Origin of the sequence: Litorihabitans aurantiacus, assembly GCF_030161595.1 — a bacterium.
Taxonomy (GTDB): Bacteria; Actinomycetota; Actinomycetes; order Actinomycetales; family Beutenbergiaceae; genus Litorihabitans; species Litorihabitans aurantiacus.
In genome coordinates this window covers 2,460,835-2,484,940 of sequence record NZ_BSUM01000001.1, presented here as the reverse complement: position 1 = coordinate 2,484,940, position 24,106 = coordinate 2,460,835, and the positions used below count along the sequence as shown (strand labels likewise).

24 protein-coding genes and 3 pseudogenes are annotated in these 24,106 nt (G+C 74.3%); 16 read left to right on the top strand and 11 right to left on the bottom strand.

Features of this window, described 5'->3' with window-relative positions; all coding sequences use genetic code 11:
• Nucleotides 1-60: 60 nt before the first annotated feature.
• The 10 genes from QQK22_RS11865 to QQK22_RS11815 all read left to right on the top strand — a co-directional run bounded on the left by QQK22_RS11865 (nt 61) and on the right by QQK22_RS11815 (nt 9,880).
• Entirely contained in the window at nt 61-1,698 is a 1,638-nt protein-coding gene (locus QQK22_RS11865) for a 2-amino-4-hydroxy-6-hydroxymethyldihydropteridine diphosphokinase (protein WP_284251139.1), read from the top strand.
• Entirely contained in the window at nt 1,602-1,922 is a 321-nt protein-coding gene (locus tag QQK22_RS11860) for a DUF3180 family protein (protein WP_348525577.1), read from the top strand. The genes QQK22_RS11865 and QQK22_RS11860 overlap by 97 nt, the downstream gene beginning before the upstream one ends.
• 74 nt (nt 1,923-1,996) lie before the next feature.
• Entirely contained in the window at nt 1,997-2,491 is a 495-nt protein-coding gene (locus QQK22_RS11855; protein WP_284251137.1) for a PH domain-containing protein, read from the top strand.
• Nucleotides 2,488-4,044, top strand: coding sequence for a PH domain-containing protein (locus QQK22_RS11850; RefSeq protein ID WP_284251136.1), 1,557 nt, complete (start codon nt 2,488-2,490; stop codon nt 4,042-4,044). Before QQK22_RS11855 ends, QQK22_RS11850 begins: the two co-directional genes overlap by 4 nt.
• Nucleotides 4,045-4,096: 52 nt before the next feature.
• Nucleotides 4,097-4,897: a response regulator transcription factor gene (locus tag QQK22_RS11845; protein WP_284251135.1), complete on the top strand. Its 801-nt coding sequence runs from the start codon at nt 4,097-4,099 to the stop codon at nt 4,895-4,897.
• A 27-nt stretch (nt 4,898-4,924) separates the two neighbouring features.
• Entirely contained in the window at nt 4,925-6,805 is a 1,881-nt protein-coding gene (panC, locus tag QQK22_RS18860) for a pantoate--beta-alanine ligase (protein ID WP_348525576.1), read from the top strand.
• 22 nt (nt 6,806-6,827) lie between these two features.
• A complete protein-coding gene (lysS, locus tag QQK22_RS11830) occupies nt 6,828-8,423 on the top strand; it encodes a lysine--tRNA ligase (RefSeq protein WP_431310154.1) in 1,596 nt (531 codons plus the stop codon).
• A gap of 9 nt (nt 8,424-8,432) precedes the next feature.
• Complete coding sequence (locus QQK22_RS11825) at nt 8,433-8,591, top strand: hypothetical protein (protein ID WP_284251134.1); 159 nt, start codon at nt 8,433-8,435, stop codon at nt 8,589-8,591.
• A 123-nt stretch (nt 8,592-8,714) separates the two neighbouring features.
• The gene (locus QQK22_RS11820; protein ID WP_284251133.1) at nt 8,715-9,047 is read left to right on the top strand and encodes a histone-like nucleoid-structuring protein Lsr2; all 333 of its coding nucleotides are present in this window, start codon (nt 8,715-8,717) and stop codon (nt 9,045-9,047) included.
• A gap of 95 nt (nt 9,048-9,142) precedes the next feature.
• Entirely contained in the window at nt 9,143-9,880 is a 738-nt protein-coding gene (locus tag QQK22_RS11815; protein WP_284251132.1) for a phosphoglyceromutase, read from the top strand.
• Between the two features lie 69 nt (nt 9,881-9,949).
• Here the strand turns inward: QQK22_RS11815 and QQK22_RS18855 are convergent, their stop codons facing one another.
• Complete coding sequence (locus QQK22_RS18855; protein WP_348525645.1) at nt 9,950-10,351, bottom strand: PhoU domain-containing protein; 402 nt, start codon at nt 10,349-10,351, stop codon at nt 9,950-9,952.
• A 27-nt stretch (nt 10,352-10,378) separates the two neighbouring features.
• A pseudogene (locus QQK22_RS18850) lies at nt 10,379-10,548 on the bottom strand (PhoU domain-containing protein); the annotation flags it as partial.
• Between the two features lie 285 nt (nt 10,549-10,833).
• On the opposite strand from QQK22_RS18850, the gene QQK22_RS11805 reads away from it, so the two are divergent.
• Together QQK22_RS11805 and QQK22_RS11800 are read left to right on the top strand one after the other, a co-directional pair.
• Entirely contained in the window at nt 10,834-12,003 is a 1,170-nt protein-coding gene (locus QQK22_RS11805; protein WP_284251131.1) for a sensor histidine kinase, read from the top strand.
• Nucleotides 12,000-12,691, top strand: a pseudogene (locus tag QQK22_RS11800) (response regulator). Before QQK22_RS11805 ends, QQK22_RS11800 begins: the two are co-directional and overlap by 4 nt.
• Nucleotides 12,692-12,724: 33 nt before the next feature.
• Here the strand turns inward: QQK22_RS11800 and QQK22_RS11795 are convergent.
• Nucleotides 12,725-13,195, bottom strand: coding sequence for a hypothetical protein (locus QQK22_RS11795; RefSeq protein WP_284251130.1), 471 nt, complete (start codon nt 13,193-13,195; stop codon nt 12,725-12,727).
• A 171-nt stretch (nt 13,196-13,366) separates the two neighbouring features.
• On the opposite strand from QQK22_RS11795, the gene QQK22_RS11790 reads away from it, so the two are divergent.
• The 3 genes from QQK22_RS11790 to rlmB all read left to right on the top strand — a co-directional run bounded on the left by QQK22_RS11790 (nt 13,367) and on the right by rlmB (nt 16,327).
• Nucleotides 13,367-13,849 (top strand): CarD family transcriptional regulator, encoded by a 483-nt coding sequence (locus QQK22_RS11790; RefSeq protein WP_284251129.1) that lies wholly within the window; start codon nt 13,367-13,369, stop codon nt 13,847-13,849.
• Between the two features lie 70 nt (nt 13,850-13,919).
• The gene (cysS, locus tag QQK22_RS11785) at nt 13,920-15,344 is read left to right on the top strand and encodes a cysteine--tRNA ligase (RefSeq protein ID WP_284251128.1); all 1,425 of its coding nucleotides are present in this window, start codon (nt 13,920-13,922) and stop codon (nt 15,342-15,344) included.
• Between the two features lie 2 nt (nt 15,345-15,346).
• Nucleotides 15,347-16,327, top strand: a complete 981-nt coding sequence (gene rlmB / locus QQK22_RS11780; protein WP_284251127.1) for a 23S rRNA (guanosine(2251)-2'-O)-methyltransferase RlmB — start codon at nt 15,347-15,349, stop codon at nt 16,325-16,327.
• Nucleotides 16,328-16,416: 89 nt separating this feature from the next.
• Here the strand turns inward: rlmB and QQK22_RS11775 are convergent, their stop codons facing one another.
• The 7 genes from QQK22_RS11775 to QQK22_RS11745 form a co-directional block, all read right to left on the bottom strand.
• The gene (locus QQK22_RS11775) at nt 16,417-17,712 is read right to left on the bottom strand and encodes a DUF4032 domain-containing protein (protein WP_284251126.1); all 1,296 of its coding nucleotides are present in this window, start codon (nt 17,710-17,712) and stop codon (nt 16,417-16,419) included.
• Between the two features lie 46 nt (nt 17,713-17,758).
• A complete protein-coding gene (locus tag QQK22_RS11770; RefSeq protein ID WP_284251125.1) occupies nt 17,759-18,538 on the bottom strand; it encodes an ABC transporter ATP-binding protein in 780 nt (259 codons plus the stop codon).
• A gap of 122 nt (nt 18,539-18,660) precedes the next feature.
• Nucleotides 18,661-19,788 (bottom strand): ABC transporter ATP-binding protein, encoded by a 1,128-nt coding sequence (locus QQK22_RS11765; protein WP_284251124.1) that lies wholly within the window; start codon nt 19,786-19,788, stop codon nt 18,661-18,663.
• A 194-nt stretch (nt 19,789-19,982) separates the two neighbouring features.
• A complete protein-coding gene (otsB, locus tag QQK22_RS11760) occupies nt 19,983-20,672 on the bottom strand; it encodes a trehalose-phosphatase (protein ID WP_284251122.1) in 690 nt (229 codons plus the stop codon).
• The gene (locus QQK22_RS11755; protein WP_284251121.1) at nt 20,657-20,803 is read right to left on the bottom strand and encodes a hypothetical protein; all 147 of its coding nucleotides are present in this window, start codon (nt 20,801-20,803) and stop codon (nt 20,657-20,659) included. The genes otsB and QQK22_RS11755 overlap by 16 nt, the downstream gene beginning before the upstream one ends.
• 4 nt (nt 20,804-20,807) lie before the next feature.
• Nucleotides 20,808-22,187: an alpha,alpha-trehalose-phosphate synthase (UDP-forming) gene (locus tag QQK22_RS11750; RefSeq protein WP_284251119.1), complete on the bottom strand. Its 1,380-nt coding sequence runs from the start codon at nt 22,185-22,187 to the stop codon at nt 20,808-20,810.
• A complete protein-coding gene (locus QQK22_RS11745; protein WP_284251118.1) occupies nt 22,172-22,387 on the bottom strand; it encodes a hypothetical protein in 216 nt (71 codons plus the stop codon). Before QQK22_RS11745 ends, QQK22_RS11750 begins: the two co-directional genes overlap by 16 nt.
• Before the next feature lie 102 nt (nt 22,388-22,489).
• Here QQK22_RS11745 and QQK22_RS19335 point away from each other — a divergent pair.
• Nucleotides 22,490-23,200 (top strand): annotated as a pseudogene (locus QQK22_RS19335) (serine/threonine-protein kinase); the annotation flags it as partial.
• A 263-nt stretch (nt 23,201-23,463) separates the two neighbouring features.
• On the opposite strand, the gene QQK22_RS11735 reads toward QQK22_RS19335, so the two are convergent.
• Nucleotides 23,464-23,991: a hypothetical protein gene (locus QQK22_RS11735; protein WP_284251116.1), complete on the bottom strand. Its 528-nt coding sequence runs from the start codon at nt 23,989-23,991 to the stop codon at nt 23,464-23,466.
• Nucleotides 23,992-24,106: the final 115 nt, after the last annotated feature.

Sequence of the window (24,106 nt, the reverse complement as noted above, 5' to 3'; positions counted from 1 at the left end):
GCGCGAGCCGGACCTCGCCGCCGTGGCGAGGGTCGCGGCCGAGGCGATGAGCGCCCCCAGGTGTCGCTGCTGGCACGGGCGGAGACCGTGGCCCGGGCGGTGCGCGACGCCGCCGGTGCGACGTCCGTCGAGGTCGTGCTGCACCGCCCCGAGGTCAGCCTCGGGGTTCCGGTCCTGGAGGTCGAGGTGCGGATCGAGCGCCCGCTCCCGTCCGCGGCCGCCCCGACGCCGGTCGTACCTGCCGCGACACCCGAACCTGCGCCGGCGCCCGCGCCGTCGCCGTCCCGGTCGGGGACGGACTTCGACGCGGTGCTCGACGGCCGCGGGGGCGCCGCGTCCGTGGTCCCGGGCACGCTCGCCGGCATCACGGGCGGCGCCCTGTCCGCCGGCAGCGCGGGTGGGGCTCCGGCGGCACCCGCCGTCGCTGCATCCGCCGCACGAACGCCCGACCAGGGCGCTACCGTGCGCACCCCGCACCCCGGCGCCGCCGACGAGCCCGAGGACCTCGGGCCCGAGGACCTCGAGCCCGACGACGGGGCACCCGAGGACGTCGGGCCGGAGGCCGCAGAGCCGGCGGGCGACGACGGTGACGACGCCGTGGACGACGCCCAGCCGGACGGCGGCTGGGGCGTGACGTCGTCGACCGCCGCGGCCGCCCCCGACGTGGTGCAGGAGCACCCGTCCGAGCACGTGGCGGACGAGCCGGTGCATGTCGAGCCCGAGCCCGACGAGTCCCGGGCCGACGGCGCCGCCGACGAGCGTCCGCTCGTCGAGCCGGACCTCGTGCCGCTCGGCGCGACCCTGGTCGCCGGCGGGGGCGGGGTGCCCGTCTCGCCGGGTGAGCCGGCCTCCGAGCCGGAGCCGCCGGCGAACGCGACCGACGGCGATGACGAGCCCGACGGCGCCGACGCCGCCGCGGCGGCCCCCGCGCCCGCCGTCGCGCCGCAGCCCCGCCGCCCGAGCGCCGAGGCGCCGCTCCCCGCGCGCCTCGTCCTGTCCAGCCGCGGCGACGCCGCGCGCGCCGACCTCGCGGGCGCGCTGCGCGAGCTGCGCGCCGCCGCGGGGCTGGACGTCGGCGACGTCTCCCCGCTGGCGCGGACCTCGACGGCGGGGGGCGACCTCCACAGTGCCGTCGTGGCCGTCACGACCACGCTCGGTCCGCGCGAGCTGACCTCGTTCCTGGAGGGGCTGCGCGCCGTCCGCGACGGCGTCGACGCGGAGATCCTCACGGTCGGCGACCTCGTCGGCGTTCACGACGACGTCGAGCTCCCCTGCCGGGAGCCGCCTCGAGCGCGGCCGTGCTCGTCCCGTGGTCGCACCTCGACCCGCAGGCGATCCTGCCGGGCCTGGGCGGCGGCCCCGTCGTCGTGCTCGCCGAGACCGCGCCCGACCGCGAGGCCGTGCGCTGGCTCGCCCTCGACTGGCTCGAGTGACGGCGCCGGTGGGGCGGACCTGATGGACCGCACGCGCCCGAGCACGCTGGCCGTGCTCGCCGTCGTGGCGGGCTGCGTCACGGTCCTGGCGGTGCGGTGGGCGGACCGTGCCGGGTGGCTCGTGCCCGCGGCCCCCTCGCGATCGTGCTGCTGCTCGCCCTCGCCGCGGTGGTGCTCCTCCTCGGCCGACGCGTGCGGCGCTTCGTCGCCGGGCGCGCGTCGATGGACGCCGTGGCCGCCTCCCGCGTCGCGGCGCTGGCGATGACGGCGTCGTACGTGGGCGCGATCGGGCTGGGCTTCGGCCTGGGACGCGCCCTCGCGCTGATCGACCGCCTCGGTGCTCCGGCGGCCCGGGCGGACGCGCTGGTGGGGGCCGGGACGGCCGTGGCAGCCCTCGTCTGCGTCGGTGTCGGGCTGCTCGTGCAGCACTGGTGCCGCGTGCCCGACGACGACGACCGCCCTGGGCCGCCGGGCGGGCCCGTCGCCTGACGTCGTCGCGCACCCGTCACCGCCCCGCCCACCGCTCCCGCCACGCGCGGGTCGTCCCTGGCACGATGGGCGCCATGACCGCGCAGCAGCTGGACCCGTTCGAGCCCGACGGCGTGACCTGGTCGCGCGTGTCCGACCGGCTCGTCCGGGCGCGCCTCGTCACCGCGGCGATCTGGCTCGGCCTCCCGGTGGCCGGAGGTGTCGTGCTGGGGGCCTTCGTCGGCGGGTGGACCTGGATCGTGCCCGCGGTCCCCGCGATCCTCCTGATCTGGACGCTGTGGCTCGTGCCGCGCCAGGTGCGCGCCATCGGCTACGCCGAGCGGGAGGACGACCTGCTGGTGCGCAAGGGGGTCGTGTTCCGCAAGCTCGTCGTCGTCCCCTACGGCCGGATGCAGTACACCGACGTCTCCTCCGGACCGCTCACGCGGTCGCTCGGGATCGCCGAGGTCAAGCTGCACACCGCCTCCGCCAGCACCGACGCGACGATCCCGGGTCTGCCGACGGCGGAGGCCGCACGGGTGAAGGACCGGCTCACGAGCCTGGGCGAGTCGCGGCTGGCCGGCCTGTGACCGCGCCCGCGGACCCCGGTGGGCCGACGGAACCGGGGGCGCCCGACGCCGACGGCGTGCGCTGGCGGCACCTGCACCGGGTGACGCCGCTGCTGAACGCGTGGAAGGTCGCCGTCGCGATCATCGCGGTCTTCCTGTTCCAGGGGCTCGACGACGTCCTGCGCATCGGTCTGCCGCCTCTCACGCTCGTGCTGGTGCTCGCCGGTGCCGTCGTGCTCGCGACAGTCATCGGCCTGATCTACTCCTACCTCGCGTGGCGCCGCACGACGTTCGCGATCACGCCCGACGCCGTCGTGCTGCGCTCCGGCGTGCTCTTCCGCAAGGAGCGCGTCGCCCGGCTCACCCGGATCCAGGCGGTCGAGATCACGCAGCCGATCCTGGGTCGTATCTTCGGGTTCTCCGGCATCCGTGTGGAGTCGGCCGGCGGGTCGGAGGCCAACATGAGCCTGGCCTACCTGACGGCCGACGAGGGGGCCGACGTCCGCAACGAGGTGCTCGCGCGCGCCGCCGGCCTGGACCTCGACGGCGATCCCGCGACGCAGGAGGCGGCCGCGACCGACGGCGACGGCGCCCCGACCGACGGCGCCTCGACCGGCGGAGCGGGCGCTCCTGCCACGCGGGCGCCCGCGGCACCGCTGCTCGCCCCGGAGGCGCCCGAGCACCCCGTGCTCGCCGTCGGGGCTTCGCGCCTGCTCGTCTCGCTCCTGGCGCACGGCGCCACGGTGACAGTCCTGCTGGCCGTCGTCGCGCTCGTGGTCGTCGTCGTCCTCGGTGAGGGCGGCCGCTGGCTGTTCAGCGCGTTCCTGCCGCTGCTGGGTGTGCTCGCCTTCCTCTGGGGCCGGTTCACGGGCGAGTTCAACTTCCGTCTCGCGACGTCGCCGGACGGCCTGCGCGTGCGCCAGGGCCTGCTCGAGACGAAGGCCCGCACGATCCCGCCCGGCCGCGTCCAGGCGCTCGTCGTGCAGCAGGGGCCGATCTGGCGCGCCCTCGGGTGGTGGCGCGTGCGCGTCACGCTCGCGTCGCAGGGGAACGCCGCGGACGGCTCGGAGACCTCCGACGTGCTGCTCCCCGTCGGCACGCGCGCCGACGTCGAGACGGTGCTCGAGCTCGCCATCCCCGAGCTCGCCGCGTCCGACCGGCCGGCGCTGGGCGCGGGGCTGGTGGGGATGGACGACGGCGAGGGCTGGGTCCCGTCCCCGCGCCGCACCCGGTTCCTGGACCCGCTCGCGTACCGGCGCAACGCGTTCCTCGTCATGGACCACGTGATCGCGCTGCGCACGGGCAGGATCTTCCGGCAGCTGTCGCTCGTGCCGCACGAGCGGACGCAGTCCCTGGGGGTGACGCAGGGGCCGCTCGAGCGGCGCCTGCGGGTGGTGTCCTTCCGCGCGCACTCGTCGGGATCGATCGAGCCGACGCTGCCGCACCTCGACGACGAGGTCGCCGCCCGGCTGATGGTGGAGCAGGCCGATCGTGCCCGGATCGCGCGGGGGAGCGCCGGACCCGAGCGCTGGATGCGCCGGGGGCCGGTGACGCAGGGGCCCGACGCGGGCTGACGTCCCTCGCGCCGTCGTGTACATCGGCCCACGGCGGGTGCATGATTCGGCCATGCACGCCCCGCATCCAGCTCCGCCACCGTTGGCCGACGGTCCCGACGCCGCGCCCGCCGCACCCGGGGGCGGGGCGCCGGAGGAGCCGTCGCCGTGGCGGGTGCTCGTGCAGCTCGCCGACCCGGCTCTCGCCGACCTCGTGGGTGGGGTGCTCCGCTCGGAGGGCTGGTCCGTCTGGATCGCCGGCGACCCCGCGGAGGCCGTCGCGACGGCCGCCGAGACGCAGCCCGACGTGGTGCTGGTCGACGCCGGACCGGACGGTTCCGACCCCGTCGCCGTCCTCTCGCGCGTCCGGGCCACGCACGCCCTCCCCGCGCTGCTCATCACGGGGCCGGGCGACGGTCGTCGGATGCCCGCCGTCACCGCGGGGGGCGACGACGACCTCCGGCGCCCCTTCAGCGCCGAGGAGCTGACCGCCCGGGTCCGCGCGCTGCTGCGGGGTCGGGGCGGTCGCGGTCAGCCGCCGCCGCACGTCTTCCAGGTCGGTGACCTCGTGCTGGACGAGGTCGCACGGGAGGTGCGGCGCGGCGGGGAGGAGCTCCACCTCACGGCGACCGAGTTCGACCTCCTGCGCCTGCTCGTGCGGCACCCGCGCCGCGTCATGTCCAAGGTGCAGATCCTCGACCGTGTCTGGCACTACGACTTCGACGGCAACCCCAACGTCGTGGAGCTCTACATCTCCTACCTGCGCCGCAAGCTCGACGCCGACCGCGAGCCGATGATCCACACGCTGCGCGGGGTCGGGTACGCGATCCGCCCGGTCCGCGGCGCCGGGGAGCAGGAGCCGACCGTCTCCTGAGGCGCGCGAGCGGGTGACAATGGGCGGGTGAGTGACGCAAGACCGGGCCGCCTCGGGATCGGGGTCGTGGGAGCCGGCCGGGTGGGGGCGGTCCTCGCGAGCGCCCTGCGCCAGGTCGGTCACGAGATCAGGGCGGTGAGCGGGGCGTCCCCCGACACGCTCGAGCGCATCGACGCGCTGCTGCCCGGCGTCGAGGTCCGCGACGCCCTCGAGGTCGCGCGCGGCGCCGACCTCGTCCTCGTCACCGTTCCCGACGACGACATCGCGGCGGTCACGGGCTGGCTCGCCGCGCAGGGGGCGTTCCACCCCGGCCAGCTCGTGGTGCACGCGAGCGGCCGGCACGGCGTGGAGGTCCTGCGGCCCGCCCTGGACGCCGGCGCGATCGGGCTGGCGATCCACCCGGCCATGACGTTCAGCGGGACCTCGATCGACCTCTCGCGGCTCGTGGGCGCGCCGTTCGCCGTCACCGCCCCGGCGCCCGTCCTGCCGATCGGGCAGGCGCTGGTGGTCGAGCTCGGGGGCGAGCCGGTCCTGCTGCCCGAGGCCGCGCGCGGCGCCTACCACGCGGCCCTCAGCCACGCGAGCAACCACCTGGTCACCCTGGTCGCGCAGGCGCGGGACGTCCTGGCCGCGGCGGGGGTCGACGACGGCGCCCGCCTCCTCGGTCCGCTCACCCGCGCCTCGCTCGAGGGCGCGCTGGGCGAGGGTGCGGCGGCGCTCACGGGGCCCGTCAGCCGGGGGGACACCGGGACGGTCGCGGTCCACCTGGCCGCGCTCGGGGCCGTCGCCGACGTGTCCGACACCGCCGACGGCGTCCCCGACCCCGCCCTGGACGCCGCCGAGGTCTCGCTCGCCTACCGCGCCCTGGCCCGGGCGACGGCCCACCTCGCCCACCGCGAGGGGCGCATCGACGCCGCCACGCGCGCCGACCTGGTGCGTCTCGTGCGCGAGCACCCGGGCGGTGGCGACACGGCCCCGACGGCACCGTCGGGCTCCGGGCCGGTGGGTACCCGGACGCGGCTCGACCCGGTGCGCACGGTGGCGGCGCTGCGTGCCGCACGCGCCCGCCTGACCGGTGACGTCGCCGTCGTCATGACGATGGGCGCCCTCCACGAGGGGCACCTCAGCCTCGTCCGGGCCGCGCGCACCGCGGCCCGCCACGTGATCGTGACGATCTTCGTCAACCCGACCCAGTTCGGCGACGCCGGCGACCTCGCCGCCTACCCGCGCACCCTCGAGGCCGACCTCGACGCGCTCGCCACGCTCGGCCCCGACGCGCCCGACGTCGTCTTCGCGCCGTCGGCGTCCGAGATCTACCCGGACGGCACGGCGGCACCCGGCGCCCGCGTGGTGGCCGGCCCCGCCGCGCACGGCTACGAGGGCGCGTCCCGCCCGGGGCACTTCGACGGCGTGCTCACGGTGGTGACCAAGCTGCTGCACCTGACGCGGCCCGACGTCGCGGTGTTCGGCGCGAAGGACGCGCAGCAGCTGGCGGTGGTGCGCGCGATGGTCCGGGCGCTCGACCTGCCGCTCTGGGTGCTCGCGGCACCCGTGGTGCGCGACGACGACGGCCTGGCGCGCTCGAGCCGCAACGTCCGCCTCGGCCCCGGGGGAAGGCGCGCGGCGCTCGCGCTGCCGCGCTCGGTGGCCGTCGTGGAGCGGCTCGCCGCGGCGGGCGCGGGTGTCGCCGACGTCGAACGGGCCGCGCGCGCCGAGCTCGAGGGTGCGGACGGCGTCGCCCTCGACTACGCCGACCTCGTCGACCCCGACACGTTCGCACCGCTCGCCGCCGACGCCCCGACCGGTGCGGACGGTCCGCGGGAGGCGACCTACGTCGTCGCGGCCGTCGTCGACGGCGTGCGTCTCCTCGACACCACCACGGTGACGCTGCACCCGCGGGAGGCGTGAGGCGCCCTCGGTAGGATCGGGGGTGAGTGACGCGCCTGCCAGCCCCTCGAACGACAGCACCGAACCGGTCGACCCCGTCGACACGACCGACGAGCACCTCGCGGTGGACGACGAGACGGGCACCGCGGACCCCGAGCAGGTGCGCGTGCGCAAGGACAAGCGTGAGCGGCTGCTGGCCGCCGGCGTCGAGCCCTACCCCGTGCAGGTGCCGGTGACGGCGTCGGTCGCGCAGGTGCGCCAGGAGCACGCCGACCTCGAGGCGGGCCAGGAGACCGACGCCGTCGTCGGCGTCGCCGGCCGCGTGGTGCACCTGCGCAACACGGGCAAGCTGTGCTTCGCCTCGATCGCCGACGGCGAGGGGCGCACGCTCCAGATCATGCTGTCGCTGGCCGAGGTGGGTCAGGACGCGCTCGCCGCGTTCAAGACCGACGTCGACCTGGGCGACTTCCTGTTCGCGTCGGGACGCGTGATCAGCTCGCGTCGCGGTGAGCTGTCGGTGATGGCGACCTCGTGGCAGCTGGCCTCGAAGGCGTTGCGCCCGCTGCCGACGATGCACAAGGAGACGAGCGAGGAGACGCGCGTGCGCCGTCGCTACCTCGATCTCATCGCCCGGCCCGACGCGCGTGACATGGTGCGCACGCGCGCCGCCGTCATGCGTTCGCTGCGCGAGTCCTTCCACGCGCGCGGATATCTCGAGGTCGAGACCCCGACCCTGCAGACGATCGCGGGCGGGGCGGCCGCCCGGCCGTTCACGACGCACATGAATGCTTTCGACGTCGACCTGTACCTGCGCATCGCCACCGAGCTGTTCCTCAAGCAGGCCGTGGTGGGGGGCGTGGAACGCGTCTACGAGATCGGACGCAATTTCCGGAACGAGGGTGTGGACTCCTCCCACAGCCCGGAGTTCTCCGCGATGGAGGCGTACGAGGCCTGGACGGACTACAACGGCATCGCGGCGATGACGCAGGGTCTGGTGCAGGAAGCCGCGCAGAACGTGTTCGGCACCACCACGGTCACCCTCGCGGACGGTTCGCCCTACGAGGTCGGAGGGGAGTGGGCCCAGATCTCGCTGTACCACGCGACCTCCGAGGCGCTGGGGGAGGAGATCACCCCGCAGGTGCCGCTCGCGCAGCTCCAGCGGTACGCGGAGAAGCTCGGTCTCGACGTCTCGGGCAAGGCCCCGACGCCCGGGAAGGTCGTCGAGGAGCTGTTCGAGCACCTGGTGGGGGACCACCTCGTGGCGCCGACGTTCGTGCGTGACTTCCCGGTCGACACGTCGCCGCTGACGCGCGCGCACCGCACGCTCCCGGGCGTCACGGAGAAGTGGGACCTCTACATCCGCGGGTTCGAGCTGGCGACCGGGTACTCCGAGCTCGTCGACCCGGTCGTCCAGCGCGAGCGCTTCGAGGCGCAGGCCCTGCTCGCCGCCGCGGGCGACCCCGAGGCGATGCTGCTCGACGAGGACTTCCTGCGCGCCGTCGAGCACGCGCTCCCGCCCATGGGAGGCATGGGGATGGGCGTGGACCGCCTCCTCATGGCGCTGACCGGCCGGGGTATCCGCGAGACCATCCTGTTCCCCCTCGTGAAGCCCGCCGCCACGGGTGCGCGCCGGGCGTAGGCTGAGCACATGGGTGATTTCTGGGCCAATCTCGGTGCCCTCGTCCCGTCGATCGGGGTGCTGGCGATCTTCGTCGTCGTCGTGCGTTCCATGATTCAGGGAGATCGACGCGCCCGTGCCGAGCGGCTGAAGCTCGAGCAGGAGCTGCGCGAGGATTCTCCGCGCTAAATCCTTGCGCGGTGTTCGGACAACCGTTCCGCGGCGCGCTGGATTGACTTTTCGCTTTCCCATGGGCACTGTTGTCGCGATTCACCGGTGCGAACCGGAATTCTGCGAAAGAGGAGTGACGAGATGGTGCAGCGAGTGAGTGTCGTCCTGGAGGACGACATCGACGGTGGCACGGCCGACGAGACCGTGACGTTCGGGCTCGACGGCGTGAGCTACGAGATCGACCTCTCCGACGCGAACGCGTCGAAGCTGCGTGACGCGCTCGCCCCCTGGGTCGGGCAGGCGCGCCGTGCCGGCGGCCGCAAGGCGACGGGTGCGCGCTCGAGCAAGCCGCGCGCGAGCCGCGGGTCCGACGCCTCGGCGATCCGCGCCTGGGCGGCCGACAACGGCCACACCGTGAGCGAGCGGGGTCGCATCCCCGCCGAGGTGCGCGAGGCCTACGAGGCCGCGCACTGACCCACGGTGCACCCGATGCAGGGCCCGGACCGCAGCGCGGTCCGGGCCCTGCGTGCTCGTGTGCCCCGACCGTCGTCGTGCGCCATGATGGAGGCATGACCTACACCCTGGTACTGCTCCGCCACGGCGAGAGCGAGTGGAACGCGAAGAACCTGTTCACCGGCTGGGTCGACGTGGCCCTGTCGGAGAAGGGGGTCGAGGAGGCGAGGCGCGGCGGTCGCCTGCTCGCCGAGAACGGCATCCTCCCCGACGTCGTGCACACCTCGCTGCTGCGCCGCGCCATCACGACGGCGAACCTCGCCCTCGACGCCGCCGACCGCCACTGGATCGAGACCAAGCGGTCCTGGCGCCTGAACGAGCGCCACTACGGCGCCCTCCAGGGCAAGGACAAGAAGCAGACCCTCGAGACCTACGGCGAGGAGCAGTTCATGCTCTGGCGCCGCTCCTACGACGTGCCGCCGCCGGACATCGAGCTGGGCTCGGAGTTCTCCCAGGACAGCGACGCGCGCTACGCCGGCGAGCCGATCCCGCGCGCGGAGGCGCTCGCGCAGGTCCTCGATCGCGCCCTGCCCTACTGGGACGGCGAGGTCGTGCCCGACCTGAAGGCCGGGCGCACCGTCCTCGTGGCCGCGCACGGCAACTCGCTGCGCGCGATCATCAAGCACCTCGACGGCGTCGACGACGCCACGATCGCGGGCCTCAACGTGCCCACGGGCATCCCGCTGGTCTACGAGCTCGACGAGAACCTCGCGCCGGTCACGCCCGGGGGCACCTACCTCGACGCCGACGCCGCGGCCGCCGCCATCGCCGCCGTCGCGAACCAGGGTCGCTGACCCTCTCTCCCCGACGCGCGAGGCCCCCGTCCGACACGGACGGGGGCCTCGCGCGTGCTCGGGCGAGCATCAGATCGTCGTGAGCGGCTCCTCGCGCACGAACGGGTCGCCCGTGACCAGGAACATGATGCGGCGCGCCACGGACACCCCGTGGTCGCCGAAGCGCTCGAAGTAGCGGCCCAGCAGCGTGATGTCGACGAGCTCCTGCGCCGACAGGCCCGACACGTCGGCCGACGGCGCCAGCATGAGTCGGAACGTCTCCTTGTGGAGAGCGTCCAGCGCGTCGTCGTCGGCCAGGACCTGGCTGGCGAGGTTGAGGTCGTGCCCCTCGAGGAGGTTGACCACGTCGTTCGCGACGGCGTTGACGGCCTCGACGACCTGGTCGAACAGGTCACGGGCCACCTCGGGCAGCGCGAGCGCGGGGTAGCGCCCGCGCGCCACCTGGGCCACGTGACGGGCGAGGTCGCCCATGCGCTCGAGCGTCGCGGACAGCCGGAGCCCGGTCACGACGATGCGCAGGTCGCTGGCGACCGGGGCCTGGCGCGCCAGCAGCGTGACGCACTGCGCGTCGAGGAGTCCTGGACCTGGTCGATCTCGCGGTCGGCCGCGATGACGCGCTCCGCGAGGGCGAGGTCGCCCGTGGTCAGCGCGGTCGTGGCGTCGCGCATCGCCGTGCGCACCTTCTGCGCCATCAGGACCAGGTCGTCGCCGACCTGCTCCAGGTCCTGCCTGAAGATCTCGCGCACCTTGTTCCTCCTCGTCGTGCCCGCCCGGTGACGTCCGGCGTCCGGGCGCGTGGTCACCGCTACCGCCCGAGCCTGCCACCTCGATCCTGTCACGGCGGAATCGGGAGGTGAACGGCGGGTGAGGTGACGATGAACTCCCGGCGGCCACCGGCGCTCCCGCCCGGGGTGCGGCGCGGGCGCGTCCGGCGGGTGCGTAACCTCGGGGGCGTGACCGACCCGGTGAGCATCGTGACCGCGGCGCTGCTGGCGCTGCTCGTCGTGGCCGTCGCCGTCCTCGCCTTCCGCACCAGCGAGCGCCAGCTGCGCCCGGCACCGTCGCCGGCGGGGCCCGAGGTCGACGTCGACGGCGACCTCGTCGGTCTCCTGGGCCACCTCGCGGCCGCCTCGGTGGTCCTGGGACCGGGCGACGTCGTGCTGCGCGCGAGCGCTCCGGCGCACGCCCTCGGCGTCGTGCGGGGCGGGCAGCTCGCGCACGCGGAGCTCGCGACCCTGGCGGCGGAGGCGCGCGTGGAGGGCGGCTCGCGCGAGGTGCAGCTGTCGCTGCCGCGCGGACCCGCCGCGGGCGCCGGTCGGTTCGTGGCCGCGGTCCAGGTCGTCGCGCTCGCCGGGGACCGCGTGCTCGTCCTCGTCGAGGACCGCACCGCCCAGATCCGGCTCGACGACGTGCGCCGCGACTTCGTCGCCAACGTCTCGCACGAGCTCAAGACCCCGGTCGGCGCCATCGCGCTCCTCGCCGAGACGCTGACCGAGGCGGCCGACGATCCCGACGCCGTGCGCACCTTCGCCGAGCGGATGGGACGGGAGTCGCGCCGTCTCTCCGGCCTCGTGCAGGACATCATCGACCTGTCGCGGCTGCAGGACGCCGACGTCAACCTCGAGTCGCGCGCCGTGCCGGCCGACGAGATCGTGCGCGAGGCGATCTCCCGGGCCTCGGTCGAGGCCAGGGCGCGCGACATCGCGATCCACGCCGGAAGCGGGCGGGACCTGGCGCTCCAGGGTGACCCCGGGCTGCTCGTGACGGCGCTGCGCAACCTGCTCGACAACGCGCTGCGCTACTCCGAGCCCGGGACGCGCATCGCCGTCGGCGTCCGGCAGGGCGATGACGACCTCGTCGAGATCGCCGTCGTGGACCAGGGCATCGGGATCGACCCCGAGAACCTGCCGCGGGTCTTCGAGCGCTTCTACCGCGTCGACCCCGCGCGCTCCCGGCTCACGGGAGGGACCGGCCTGGGGCTGTCCATCGTCAAGCACGTCGCCGCCGACCACGGCGGCGAGGTGACCGTCTGGTCGACCCCCGGTCGTGGGTCGACCTTCACGCTGCGGATCCCGGCGGCCACGGTGCCGCCGCCCGAGTCCACCACGGAGGCACCAGCATGACCCGCATCCTGCTCGTCGAGGACGAGGAGTCCTACCGCGCGCCGCTCGCGTACCGGTTGGAGAAGGACGGGTTCGAGGTGGTGCAGGCGGCCACCGGACCCGACGCCGTCGAGGCCTTCGCCCAGGGGGCGCCGACCTGGTGCTGCTCGACCTCATGCTTCCCGGGATGGACGGCACCGAGGTGTGCCGCGAGCTGCGCCGCACCAGCGACGTCCCCGTGATCATGCTGACCGCCAAGGACGACGAGATCGACAAGGTCGTCGGGCTCGAGCTCGGTGCCGACGACTACGTCACGAAGCCCTACTCCTACCGCGAGCTGCTGGCCCGGATGCGCGCGGTGCTGCGGCGCCGCGGCGACCAGGGCGCCGGCGAGGTGGAGGCGGCGGGCGACGTCATCGCCGTCGGGCGCATCGTGATGGACCGGCAGCGGCACGAGGTGAGCGTCGACGGCGCGGTGGTGGCCGTGCCGCTGCGCGAGTTCGAGCTGCTCGAGATGTTCCTGCGCAACCCCGACCGGGTGCTGACGCGGGGGCAGCTGATCGACCGGATCTGGGGTGCGAACTACGTGGGGGACACGAAGACGCTCGACGTCCACGTGAAGCGCCTGCGCTCGAAGATCGAGGACGATCCCGGGCAGCCCGTCGTGCTGGTGACGGTGCGAGGGCTCGGCTACAAGCTCGTCACCTGAGGTCCGCCCGACCCGCGGCGGGCGCCGGCCCCGTCAGGGGACGAGGTCGGCGTACTGCGGGAACGTGCCGTCGAGCACGGGGACCAGGTGGCTGATCTGGCCGAGGTCCGGCGTCGAGAAGACCATCTCGACGTTGGACCCGGGGCTCCCCGGGACGCCGTCGAGCAGGACCTCCTCCTGCTCCTCGCCGCCCATCAGCACGGTGGAGCCGGCGCCGACGCTGATCGTCCGCGACGGGCCGTCGCTGAATCCCAGGGTGACCGTGACGTCGTCGGCCGTGGTGTTCGTGAGCCCACCGACGAGGCGGGCGACGGCGCCCTCCTCGCTCGCCACGAGGACGATGTTCTCGCCGCGCACCGGCGAGTTCCTCTCCTGCCAGACCACGCGGGCGCCGTCGGACGCGGCGTAGGGCACGTTCGAGAGCACCGGCGAGCAGGCCGAGAGCGTCAGGGCGAGACCGGCGGCGGCGACGCTCGCGGCGAGACGGACAGCGGTGCGGGACATGCGTCCTCCAGGAGGGCGGTGACGGATCTCCCCCACCGTACCGTCGGCGTGCCGTCAGGCTCGCGCGCGGGGGTGAGGTTTCGTTCACGTTTCGCGCATCGGTGCTGGTGACGGCTGATTTGCCGGGCGGCGTGCGTGGTATTCTTGACCCCGGAAAGGGGAGTGCCCTACATGTCTTTTGAGGTTGGCGAGACCGTCGTCTATCCGCACCACGGTGCAGCCCTGATCGAGAAGATCTCGACCCGCGTGCTCCGCGGCGAGGAGAAGATCTACCTGACCCTGAAGATCGCCCAGGGCGATCTCCAGATCGAGGTCCCGGCCGAGAACGTCGACCTCGTCGGCGTGCGCGACGTCGTCGGTCGCGAGGGTCTGGACCGGGTGTTCGAGGTGCTGCGCGCCGAGTACACCGAGGAGCCGACCAACTGGTCGCGCCGCTACAAGGCCAACGTCGAGAAGATCGCCTCCGGTGACGTGATCAAGGTGGCCGAGGTCGTGCGCGACCTGTCCCGCCGCGACACCTCCCGCGGGCTCTCGGCGGGGGAGAAGCGCATGCTCGCCCGGGCCCGTCAGATCCTGGTCTCCGAGCTCGCGCTCGCGGAGAAGACCGACGAGGACCGGGCCGAGGCCATCCTCGACGAGGTGCTCGCGTCCTGACCCGACACCGCTCCACGAGGCCCGCACCCGCTCCGGCGGTGCGGGCCTCGTGCGTCGATAGGCTGTCGCGGTGACCCTGCACCTGTACGACTCCGCCACGCGCTCCGTGCGCGAGTTCACGCCCCTCGTCCCCGGCCGGGTCGGGATGTACGTGTGCGGTGCCACCGTGCAGGGCGAGCCGCACGTCGGGCACCTGCGCTCCGCCGTCGCCTTCGACGTGCTCGTGCGGTGGCTGCGCCGCAGCGGCCTCGAGGTCACGCTCGTGCGCAACGTGACCGACATCGACGACAAGATCCTCGACAAGGCGCGCGAGGCCGGCGTGCCGTGGTGGGCCTGGGCCTACCGGCACGAGGGGCTCTTCACCGCCGCCTACGACGCGATCGGGATCGCGCCCCCGACCTACGAGCCGCGCGCCACCGGCCACGTGCCGGACATGGTCGAGCTCATGCGGCTGCTCGTCGAGAGCGGGCACGCGTACACCGGTGCGTCCGGCAACGTCTGGTTCGACGTGCGCTCGCTGCCGTCCTACGGCTCGCTGACGCGCCAGCTGCTGGAGAACCTGTCGGTGGACGCCGGCGCCGAGAGCGGCCCCGAGGACAAGCGGCACCCGCACGACTTCGCGCTGTGGAAGGCGCCGCGCGACGGCGAGGCGGCCACGGCGTCGTGGGACACGCCCTACGGGCGGGGCCGGCCCGGCTGGCACCTGGAGTGCTCCGCGATGGCGCGGCGCTACCTCGGCGAGACCTTCGACATCCACGGCGGCGGCATCGACCTGCGCTTCCCCCACCACGAGAACGAGCAGGCGCAGAGCCGTGCCGCCGGTTTCGGGTTCGCCCGGTACTGGCTGCACAACGCCTGGGTGACCTCGGGCGGGGAGAAGATGAGCAAGTCGCTCGGGAACTACCTCTCCGTCGCCGCGGTCCTCGAGCGGACCGATCCGGCGGTGCTGCGGTTCGCGCTCGCCGTCGTGCACTACCGCTCGACCGTGGAGTTCTCCGACGCGACGCTCACCGAGGCCGCCACGACGTGGGAGCGGCTCGCCGGGTTCGTCACCCGGGCCGCCGAGGCGCACGGGGAGGACGACGGCGACGCGGTCGCCGCGGTCGACCTCCCACCCGCCTTCGCCGCGGCGATGGACGACGACGTGAACGTGGCCGCGGCCCTCGCCGTCGTGCACGATCACGTCCGGCGCGGCAACGCGGCACTGGCGGCCGGGGACGCGGACGCGGCCCGGAGCGCCGCGCTGGCGGTCCGTGGGATGCTTGACGTCCTCGGTCTGGACCCGCTGGCGCCCCGGTGGCGCTCGGGTGACGGGTCGGGTGCCGTGCAGGACGCCCTCGCCTCGCTCGTCGCGAGCGTGCTCGCGCAGCGCAGGGCGGCACGGGAGGCGAAGGACTGGGCGCGCGCGGACGAGCTGCGCGACGTCCTGACGGCGGCCGGGGTCGCCGTCGAGGATGCGGCGGGCGGCGCCCGCTGGACGATCAAGGGACAGTGACGATGGCAGGTAACTCCCAGCGGCGGGGCGCGGTGCGCAAGGCCGGCAGCAAGAAGGGCGCCACCGTCGGGTCCGGCGGTAACCGCCGCCAGGGGCTGGAGGGGCGTGGTCCGACGCCGAAGGCGACCGACCGCCCCTACCACCCGGCGGCCAAGCGGGCCGCCGCGGCCGCCCGCCGCGACGCCAAGCGCCCGGCCGCGGCGACGCGCACGGCGGGCCGGGGGCGCTCGTCGGCGCGCGCCGTCGGCGACGAGACGGTCTACGGCCGCAACTCGGTGGTCGAGGCGCTGCGCGCGCACGTGCCCGCCAAGACGCTGTACGTGGCCTCCAACGTCGAGGCGGACGACCGTGTCCGCGAGATCCTGCGGCTCGCGCTGAACCAGGGTGTGCCGCTGATCGAGACCACGAAGGTCGAGCTCGACACGCTCGCCGACCGGGGCATCCACCAGGGCGTGCTCCTCACGGTGGGCGAGTACACCTACGCCGATCCGGCCGACCTGATCGAGGCGGCGGCGGACTCGGGGCGGCCGGGGCTCGTCGTCGCGCTCGACGGCGTGACGGACACGCGCAACCTCGGGGCGATCATCCGCTCGGCGGGGGCGTTCGGAGCGCACGGTGTGGTCGTGCCCGAGCGCCGTTCGGCCGGCGTGAACGCCGCGGCGTGGAAGACGTCGGCCGGTGCGGCAGCGCGCGTGCCGGTCGCGCGCGCCACCAACCTCGTGCGCACGCTGCGAGACTTCCAGCAGGCCGGGTTCTTCGTGGTCGGGCTCGCGGGCGACGGCGGTTCGCTCGTGGGCGACCTCGACGTCGCCGACGGCCCGGTGGTGCTCGTGGCCGGGGCCGAGGGCAAGGGGCTGTCACGCCTGGTGCGCGAGACGTGCGACGTCGTGGCGGCGATCCCGATCGCCTCGGCGGTCGAGAGCCTCAACGCCTCCGTGGCGGCGTCCCTGGCGCTCTACGAGGTCGCGCGCGCCCGCTCCTGACGCACGTCCGCGAAGGCTTCCCGGCGCTCCAGAAGTGCCTCGCGAAGGCCCCAGAAGTACCTCGCGGGTTCCCAGAAGTACCTCGCGGGTCAGCCGAGGAGCGGGTTGCCGGCGTCGACGTCGGCGGGCTCGTCCTCGACGTCGTCGCTGATCGCGCGCAGCGTCGCGGTGTCCAGGCCGAGGACGGCCTTCTCGTCGGGGCGGTGGCGCAGCACGTGGTCGACGTAGTCCGGGACGACGTCGATCAGCGGCAGGTCCTGCTCCGCCTCCTGCGAGCGGTACCAGCGGTGCTCGAGCAGCTCGTGGAAGATCTCCGCGGGCTCCAGCTTGCCGCGCAGCTCCCGCGGCACGGCCCGGATGGCGGGCTCGAAGATCGTGCGCAGCCAGTCGTGCGCGACGAACTCCTCCTCCTCGCCCTGCCGCTCGGTGGCGGCCCGGTAGGCGTCCATGTCGTTGAGCAGGCGGCGCGCCTGGTTCTCCTGCACGTCGAGCCCCGTGAGGCGCATCAGCCGGCGGTGGTGGTGGCCGGCGTCGACGACCTTCGGCTGGATGCGGATCCTCGTGCCGTCGACGTCGGTGGACATGTCGAGCTCGCCGACGTCGAACCCGAGGTGGTTGAGTCGCGAGATGCGGGACTGCACGCGCCACATCTCGCCCGGCTCGAACCACTCCGAGACCGTCAGCTCCTGCCACAGCTCCTCGTAGCGCACGACGAGCATCTCACCGACCGTGAGGGTGTCGACCGTGGAGTCGAGGATCTCGCCCGCCTCGAGGTCCATGAGCTCGCCGATGACGTTGACGCGCGCGATCTCGAGGTCGTAGGCGCGCTGGCCGTCGGAGAGGTGCTGGTGCAGGTCGCCGGTCTCGGCGTCCACCAGGTAGGCCGCGAAGGCGCCCGCGTCCCGGCGGAACAGCGTGTTCGAGAGCGAGACGTCGCCCCAGTAGAAGCCGTTGAGGTGCAGGCGCACGAGGAGCACGGCGAGCGCGTCGATCAGACGCGTCGCGGTGTCGGGCCGCAGGTACTGGCTGAAGAGCGCGCGGTAGGGGAGGGAGAACTGCAGGTGCTCGGTGATGAGCACCGAGTTGAGCTCCTCGCCGTCGCGGCTGCGGCGCCCCGTGATCACGCCGACCGGCTCCACCGAGGGCACGTCGATGCGGGAGAGCTGGCGCAGCAGCTCGTACTCGCGGTGCGCGACGGACTCGCCGATCTCCTTCACCGCGATGACCCGGCCGGACAGCCGCACGAAGCGCACCACGTGGCGCGAGATGCCTCGCGGGAGTGCGGCCAGCACCTCGTCGGGCCACTCCTCCAGCGGGATGTGCCAGGGGAGCGTGAGGAGCGCGGGGTCGGGGGCGGCCGCGGTGATCTGGAGGCGGTTGCTCACGGCGAGGTCCTTCGGGCGGTGGTGGGGTCTCGGCGGTCGCGGCGCGTCAGCGCAGGCGCTGGGCGGTGAGCGGGGCGGCGGCGGCGAGGTCGGCGACGACGGGGTGGTCGGGCGCCGCCAGGAGCTGCGAGAGCGGGCCCGTGGCCACGATGACGCCGTCGGCCAGCACGTGCACCCGCGAGCACAGGCGCTCGACGGACTCGAGGTCGTGCGAGACGAGCAGCACGCTGATGCCCAGGTCGGTGGTGAGGGTCTTGAGCCGCCGCAGGATCTCCGAGCGCAGGCCGGGGTCGATGGCCGTCAGCGGCTCGTCGAGGATGAGGACGTCGGGCCGCGTCGCCAGGGCGTGGGCCAGCGCGAGGCGCTGACGCTCGCCCCCGGACATCGTGCGCACCGTGCGCGGGAGGAAGTGCTGCTCCAGGGCCACGAACTCGAGCAGCCCCTCGGGGGTGCTCGCGTGGGTGCGACCCGCCCGGCGGGCCTCCTTCAGCGCGGCGGTGAGGTACTTCTCCACGGTCAGGCGGGGGTCCGACGTCGGCACGCCGTCCTGCGAGACCCGTCGGACGGCGCCGGCGAACTCCTTCTTGTCGCCGCGGCGCAGCTTCGAGACCGTCCGCCCCCGGTAGGTCGCGGTACCGGCGTAGGGCGGGCGCAGCCCGACGAGGGCGCGCACGAGCGTGGACTTCCCGGCCCCGGACGGGCCCACGATCCCGACGGCGGGCTCCCGCGCACCGATCGTCAGGTCGACGCCGTGCAGCACCTCCTGCCCGTCGTAGCCGGTGTGGAGCGCGCTCGCGACGATGATCGCCTCACCTGCCTGTGCCATGTCTCCCATTCTCCCGCACCCGGCACCGCCTCCGGCACCACCCCGGTACGCCGCGAGGGCGGCCCCGTGACCGGGACCGCCCTCGCGGACGTGGTTGCGTGCTGCGTGCAGCTCGGGCCGGATCAGCCCGGCAGACGCTGGCCGGAGCCGGCGGCGAAGTGGTGCTGCTCGCCCTGGCGGATCTTCACCCACAGGCGCGAACCCTTGTCGGGCACGCGGCGCGGGTCGATGCGCACGATGATCTGGGCCTGGCCGGCGCCCGAGGAGATGTTCTCCGCCGCCTCGCCGCCACCGGCGAGCTGGCCGTACACGAACGCGTCCGAGCCGAGCTCCTCGACGAGGTTGACCTCGACCGGGAACGCACCCGCCGAACCCTCGTCGACGACGTCGAGCGCCTCGGGGCGGAAGCCCAGGTTGATCTTGCCGCCGTCGGCGTCGGTGACACCGGCGAGGGTCTCGCGGGCAAGCGGGATGCTGGCCGGGCCGAGCTTCGCGGCGCCGTTCTCGATGTGGAACTCGCCGATGTTCATCGCGGGCGAGCCGATGAAGCCGGCCACGAAGATGTTGGCGGGCGTGTCGTACATCTCGCGCGGGGTGCCGACCTGCTGGAGCAGACCGTCCTTGAGGACCGCGATGCGGTCACCCATCGTCAGGGCCTCGGTCTGGTCGTGCGTGACGTAGACCGTGGTGACGCCGAGGCGACGCTGCAGCGAGGCGATCTGGGTGCGCGTCTGCACGCGGAGCTTGGCGTCGAGGTTCGACAGCGGCTCGTCCATGAGGAACACCTGGGGCTGACGGACGATGGCGCGACCCATCGCGACGCGCTGGCGCTGACCACCCGAGAGGGCCTTCGGCTTGCGGTCGAGGTACTGCTCGAGGTCGAGGATCTTGGCGGCCTCCTCGACCCGGGTGCGGATCTCCGGCTTGGGGGTGCCGGCGATCTTGAGCGCGAAGCCCATGTTGTCGGCGACCGACATGTGCGGGTACAGCGCGTAGTTCTGGAACACCATCGCGATGTCGCGGTCCTTGGGCTGAACGTCCGTGACGTCGCGGTCCCCGATGAGGATGCGACCGGAGTTGACGTCCTCCAGGCCGGCGAGCATGCGCAGGGAGGTCGACTTGCCGCAGCCGGACGGGCCGACCAGGACGAGGAACTCGCCGTCGGCGACCTCGAGGTTCAGGCTGTCCACCGACGGGCGGGTGGAGCCCGGGTAGATGCGCGTGGCGTTGTCGTAGGTGACGGTAGCCATGGGTGATTCGCGTTCCCTTCACCGGCAGGTACGTGCCGGACGATCCGTTGTGAAGAGTGACAGCGGCGTCTGCGCTGACACGCCGGGTCCGAGGGCGGCGGGGCCGCTCGCAGCACGAGGCGGAGTCATCATGCCACAGGGCTCGCGAGGGCGTGTGACGAGCCTCACCGGGTGGGCGCGGACCGTCGTGGGTGTCAGCCGCGGGCGGCGAGCACCTCGCGCAGGAGGGCGACGACGGCGGGCTCGTCCGCCACGCGGACGCTCGCCGCGGTCTCGCCGTCGCCCACCTTGACGCCCAGGTCGCCCTCGCGCAGCGAGGCCAGGGCGTGCTCGTCGGTCGTGTCGTCGCCCGCGAACAGGACGGCGACGGCGGCGGGTGCGACCCCGGCGTCCGCCGCCGCGCGCTCGCGCACCCAGGCGACGCCGTCGGCCTTCGTCACGTCGCGCACCGCGAGCTCGACGACCGACTTGCCCACGATCGCGTGGACGCCCGGCCAGGTGGCGGGACCGGCGACGGCGCGCTCGGTGGCGGCCGCTCCGGCGTCGGGGTCCGCCTGCCGGGTGTGCAGCACGCGGCCGAACGTCTTGCTCTCCACCCACGCGCCCTCGGCGGCCGAGGCGATCTCACCGAGGCTGTCGTCGAGCCGGGTGATCAGCGCGCGCTCGTCGGCGGTCGGCTCGAGCGGCTCCACGCTCGGACCGCCAGGCTCCACGACGCCGTGCTCGACGCCGTGCGAGGCGGCCAGCAGCGTCCCGACCGGCGGCTGCGCGAGCTCGACCAGGTCGACCAGGCGGCGCCCGGAGACCAGCGCCAGCGTCGTGGCCGGGTGGGCGGCGATAGCCGCCAGCACCTCGGCGGCCCCCGGCGTCATGGTGACGCCCATCGGGTCGTCCCCCAGGGGGCGAGCACGCCGTCGAAGTCGAGGGCGACGGCGAGGTGGGCGGGGGAGGCGGTCCGGGCGACGGCCACGGCCAGGTCGTCCGCGCCCGTCAGGGTCGGGTCGAGGGAGGTCACGGGACTAGACATGGGACTCGCGCACGGGCATGGCCCGGAGCGTACCGAGGAAGGACGCGGCCCAGTGCTGCACGTCCGAGTCCAGGACGCGGCGCCGCAGCGCCCGCATCCGGCGCCGCTTCTCGCGGGGCTCGAGCGAGATCGCCTCGAGGATCGCGCGCTTCATCCCGTCGATGTCGTGCGGGTTGACGATGAGCGCCTGTCCGAGCTCGTCGGCCGCGCCGGCGAACTCGCTGAGCACGAGCACGCCGTCGAGGTCGGTGCGGGCGGCCACGTACTCCTTGGCCACGAGGTTCATGCCGTCGCGCAGCGCGGTGACGAGCATGACGTCGGCCGCGCGGTACATCGCGACCATCTCCTCCAGCGGGTAGGAGTGGTGCATGTAGTGGATGGCGGCGCGGCCGAGGGCGCCGTGGTCGCCGTTGATGCGGCTGACGGTGACCTCGACGTCGTCACGCAGGACCTTGTACTCCTCGACCTGCTCGCGCGACGGGCTCGCCACCTGCACGAGCGTCACGTCCGGGACGCTGACGCTGCCGTCCTGGAGCAGCTCCCCGAACGCCTTGAGGCGGTGACGGATGCCCTTGGTGTAGTCGAGGCGGTCGACGCCCAGCAGCATCACGGCCGGGTCGCCGAGGTCGCGACGGATCTGGGCGGCGCGCTCGACGACCTCCGGGGTCTGCGCGAGCTCGCTGATGGAGCCGGAGTCGATCGAGATGGGGAACGCCGCGATGCGCACGTGGCGCTCGGGCCGCGTCCAGCGGCTGCCGATCGTGACGACCGACCCGCGCGTGGTGAGGTCGGTGTGGCGCCGGACGCTGCGCAGGATGTTGGCCGCGTCGCTGGTGCGCTGGGTGCCCACGAGGTCGGCGCCCAGCAGCCCCTCCACGACCTGCTTGCGCCACGGCAGCTGCGCGAAGATCTCCGGCGGCGGGAAGGGGATGTGCAGGAAGAAGCCGATCCGCAGGTCCGGGCGCAGCGCCCGCAGCAGGCTCGGCACCAGCATGAGCTGGTAGTCCTGCACCCACACGGTCGCGTTCGGGGCGGCGGCCCGCGCCGCCGCGGTGGCGAAGCGCCGGTTCACGGTGACGTAGGAGTTCCACCAGGTGCGGTGGAACTCGGGGTCGACGACGGCGTCGTGCAGCAGCGGCCACAGCGTCCCGTTCGAGAAGCCCTCGTAGTAGGACTGCACCTCGGCGTCGGAGAGCGGGACGGGCACGAGATGGATCTCGTCGTCGTCGAACGGGTCCAGGTCGAGGTCGGGCGTGCCGGCCCAGCCCACCCAGGCGCCGTCGGCCTCGCGCATGATCGGCGCGAGCGCCGTCACGAGACCGCCGGGGGAGCGGTTGGTCTCCACGCCGTTGCCGGTCACCGTGGCGTCCACGGGGAGACGGTTCGCGACGACGACGAGGTCGTACTCGCCCGCCGGCGCGGGGTGGCCTCCGGGACGACCTGGGTGCGGTCGGCGGGGGCGGTCGCGGTGGTGTCGTCGGCCGTGGCGACCGGGGTCTCCTCGGCCGCGGCGTCGGTGTCGGCAGCAGCGGCGTCGGCGGCGGGCTCGGGATCGCGCTCTGGGGTGCTCACCCCTCAACCGTAGGCGCTGGGGCGTCCGCCGTGAGGGTCGCGCGCCCGACCGGCCGCCGGACGTCCGCTCCCGAGCCCACGCCGTCGGATACGTTCGTCCCCATGGTGAGCGCCGGTGACGAGGTGGGTGGGTACACCCTCGTGACGCGCCTCGGCAGCGGTGGGATGGGCACCGTGTGGGAGGCGCGTGACGCCGCGGGCACCGCCGTCGCGCTCAAGCTCCTGCACCCCGCGATCAGCGCCGACCCGGACGCGCGCGCTCGCCTGGCGCGCGAGGTCGCGAGCCTGCACCGGGTGCGCGGCAACCGCGTCGCGCGCGTGCTGGACGCCGAGGTCGAGGACGACCTCGCGTTCGTCGCCACCCAGCTCGTGGAGGGGCTCAGCCTCGAGGAGTCGGTCGCGGCCGAGGGCGCGTTCGACCCGGTCGACCTGCACCCGCTCGCGCGCGACCTGCACGAGGCCGTCGGCCAGGTGCACGCGGCCGGTCTCCTGCACCGCGACCTCAAGCCCGGCAACGTCATGGTCACCTACGACGGCCCGGTGCTCATCGACTTCGGCATCGCGCAGCTCGTCGACGACGACCGGCTGACCCACACCGGCTTCGTCACCGGCACCCCCGGGTTCCTCGACCCCGCCACGCTGACCGGCGGCCGCCTCGGCCACGAGGGGGACTGGTTCGGGTGGGCGGCCGTGATGCTGTTCGCCGCGACCGGGCGACCGCCGTTCGGCCGCGGTCCGATGGAGGCGGTCCTGGGGCGCATGACGACGGCGCGTCCCGACGTCGACCACCTCGCCCCCGCGGTCGCGGCGGCCTTCCGCGCCGCGCTCGCGCCCGACCCGCGCGAGCGACCCGACCCTCGGGCGCTGCTGCGCGTCCTCGAGAACGATGCCCTCGGCCTGGAGCAGGAGGCGCCGGCCCCCGCCCCCGCACCGTTCCCCGCGGAGCGCACGCGCATCGTGCCGGCGCCGCCCGGGCCGGTGGCCGGGGCGACCGGCTCGCCTGCCGTCGGCGCCACCGCCGTCGTCGCACCCGGCCCCCGCGCTCCTCGGCCCGGAGACACCCCGCCGCCCACGGCCTATCTGCCGGGATCGACCCCGGCGAGCTCCGGCGTCGTGGACGACACGGGGCGACCGGCCGACCCGCCCCCGCCGCCCGCCTGGGCCTTCCCACCGCCGCCGCGCCGGGCGCTCGTCGGAGCGAGCGGCGCGCTCGTCGTCGCCCTCGCGATCGGGTGGCCGGGGATCGCGGTGGTCGGCGTCGTCGTCGGCTTCACGCTGCTGACGGCGGTCGGACTCGTCGAGCGTCGGACGCGGGCGAGGCGGCTCGCGCGCGGACGGCGGCGCTCGGACGGCTGGGCGGCCGCCGGCTGGACCCTGCCGATGCTGCTCGTGGGGGTCGTCACGGCCCTCATCCCGCTCGGGGTGGGCGGCGTGGTCGCCGTCGGCGCCTGGTGGATCGGCTCGACGCTCGCCGCGGGTGACGTCGTGGGCGGGGTGCCCGCCGGGGCCGCGGTGCTCGTCACACCGCTGGCGCTCGCGGCCGGACTGCTGGCCGCGTGGTGGGTGCCGCTGGCCGAGACCACCCGGATCGGCGCCCGCAGCACCTGGCGGGTCCTCGCGCCGTCCGCCGCGACGCGGCAGGTGTGGCTCCTGCTCCTGGCTGGCCTCGCCGTCGCCCTCGTGCTGGCCGGGCTGGGCGGTCTCGGGTCCGACGGCGGG

What these genes read in the sequence shown, in the direction of transcription:
- QQK22_RS18855 (WP_348525645.1), bottom strand. Translation starts at nt 10,351, where the DNA reads ATGGGCGACCTCGCCCGTCACGTGGCCCAGGTGGCGCGCGGGCGCTAC.
- QQK22_RS11795 (WP_284251130.1), bottom strand. Translation starts at nt 13,195, where the DNA reads ATGTCCCGCACCGCTGTCCGTCTCGCCGCGAGCGTCGCCGCCGCCGGT.
- QQK22_RS11845 (WP_284251135.1), top strand. Translation starts at nt 4,097, where the DNA reads ATGCACGCCCCGCATCCAGCTCCGCCACCGTTGGCCGACGGTCCCGAC.
- QQK22_RS11790 (WP_284251129.1), top strand. Translation starts at nt 13,367, where the DNA reads ATGTCTTTTGAGGTTGGCGAGACCGTCGTCTATCCGCACCACGGTGCA.
- rlmB (WP_284251127.1), top strand. Translation starts at nt 15,347, where the DNA reads ATGGCAGGTAACTCCCAGCGGCGGGGCGCGGTGCGCAAGGCCGGCAGC.
- QQK22_RS11825 (WP_284251134.1), top strand. Translation starts at nt 8,433, where the DNA reads ATGGGTGATTTCTGGGCCAATCTCGGTGCCCTCGTCCCGTCGATCGGG.
- QQK22_RS11770 (WP_284251125.1), bottom strand. Translation starts at nt 18,538, where the DNA reads ATGGCACAGGCAGGTGAGGCGATCATCGTCGCGAGCGCGCTCCACACC.
- otsB (WP_284251122.1), bottom strand. Translation starts at nt 20,672, where the DNA reads ATGGGCGTCACCATGACGCCGGGGGCCGCCGAGGTGCTGGCGGCTATC.
- QQK22_RS11765 (WP_284251124.1), bottom strand. Translation starts at nt 19,788, where the DNA reads ATGGCTACCGTCACCTACGACAACGCCACGCGCATCTACCCGGGCTCC.
- QQK22_RS11820 (WP_284251133.1), top strand. Translation starts at nt 8,715, where the DNA reads ATGGTGCAGCGAGTGAGTGTCGTCCTGGAGGACGACATCGACGGTGGC.
- QQK22_RS11815 (WP_284251132.1), top strand. Translation starts at nt 9,143, where the DNA reads ATGACCTACACCCTGGTACTGCTCCGCCACGGCGAGAGCGAGTGGAAC.
- QQK22_RS11855 (WP_284251137.1), top strand. Translation starts at nt 1,997, where the DNA reads ATGACCGCGCAGCAGCTGGACCCGTTCGAGCCCGACGGCGTGACCTGG.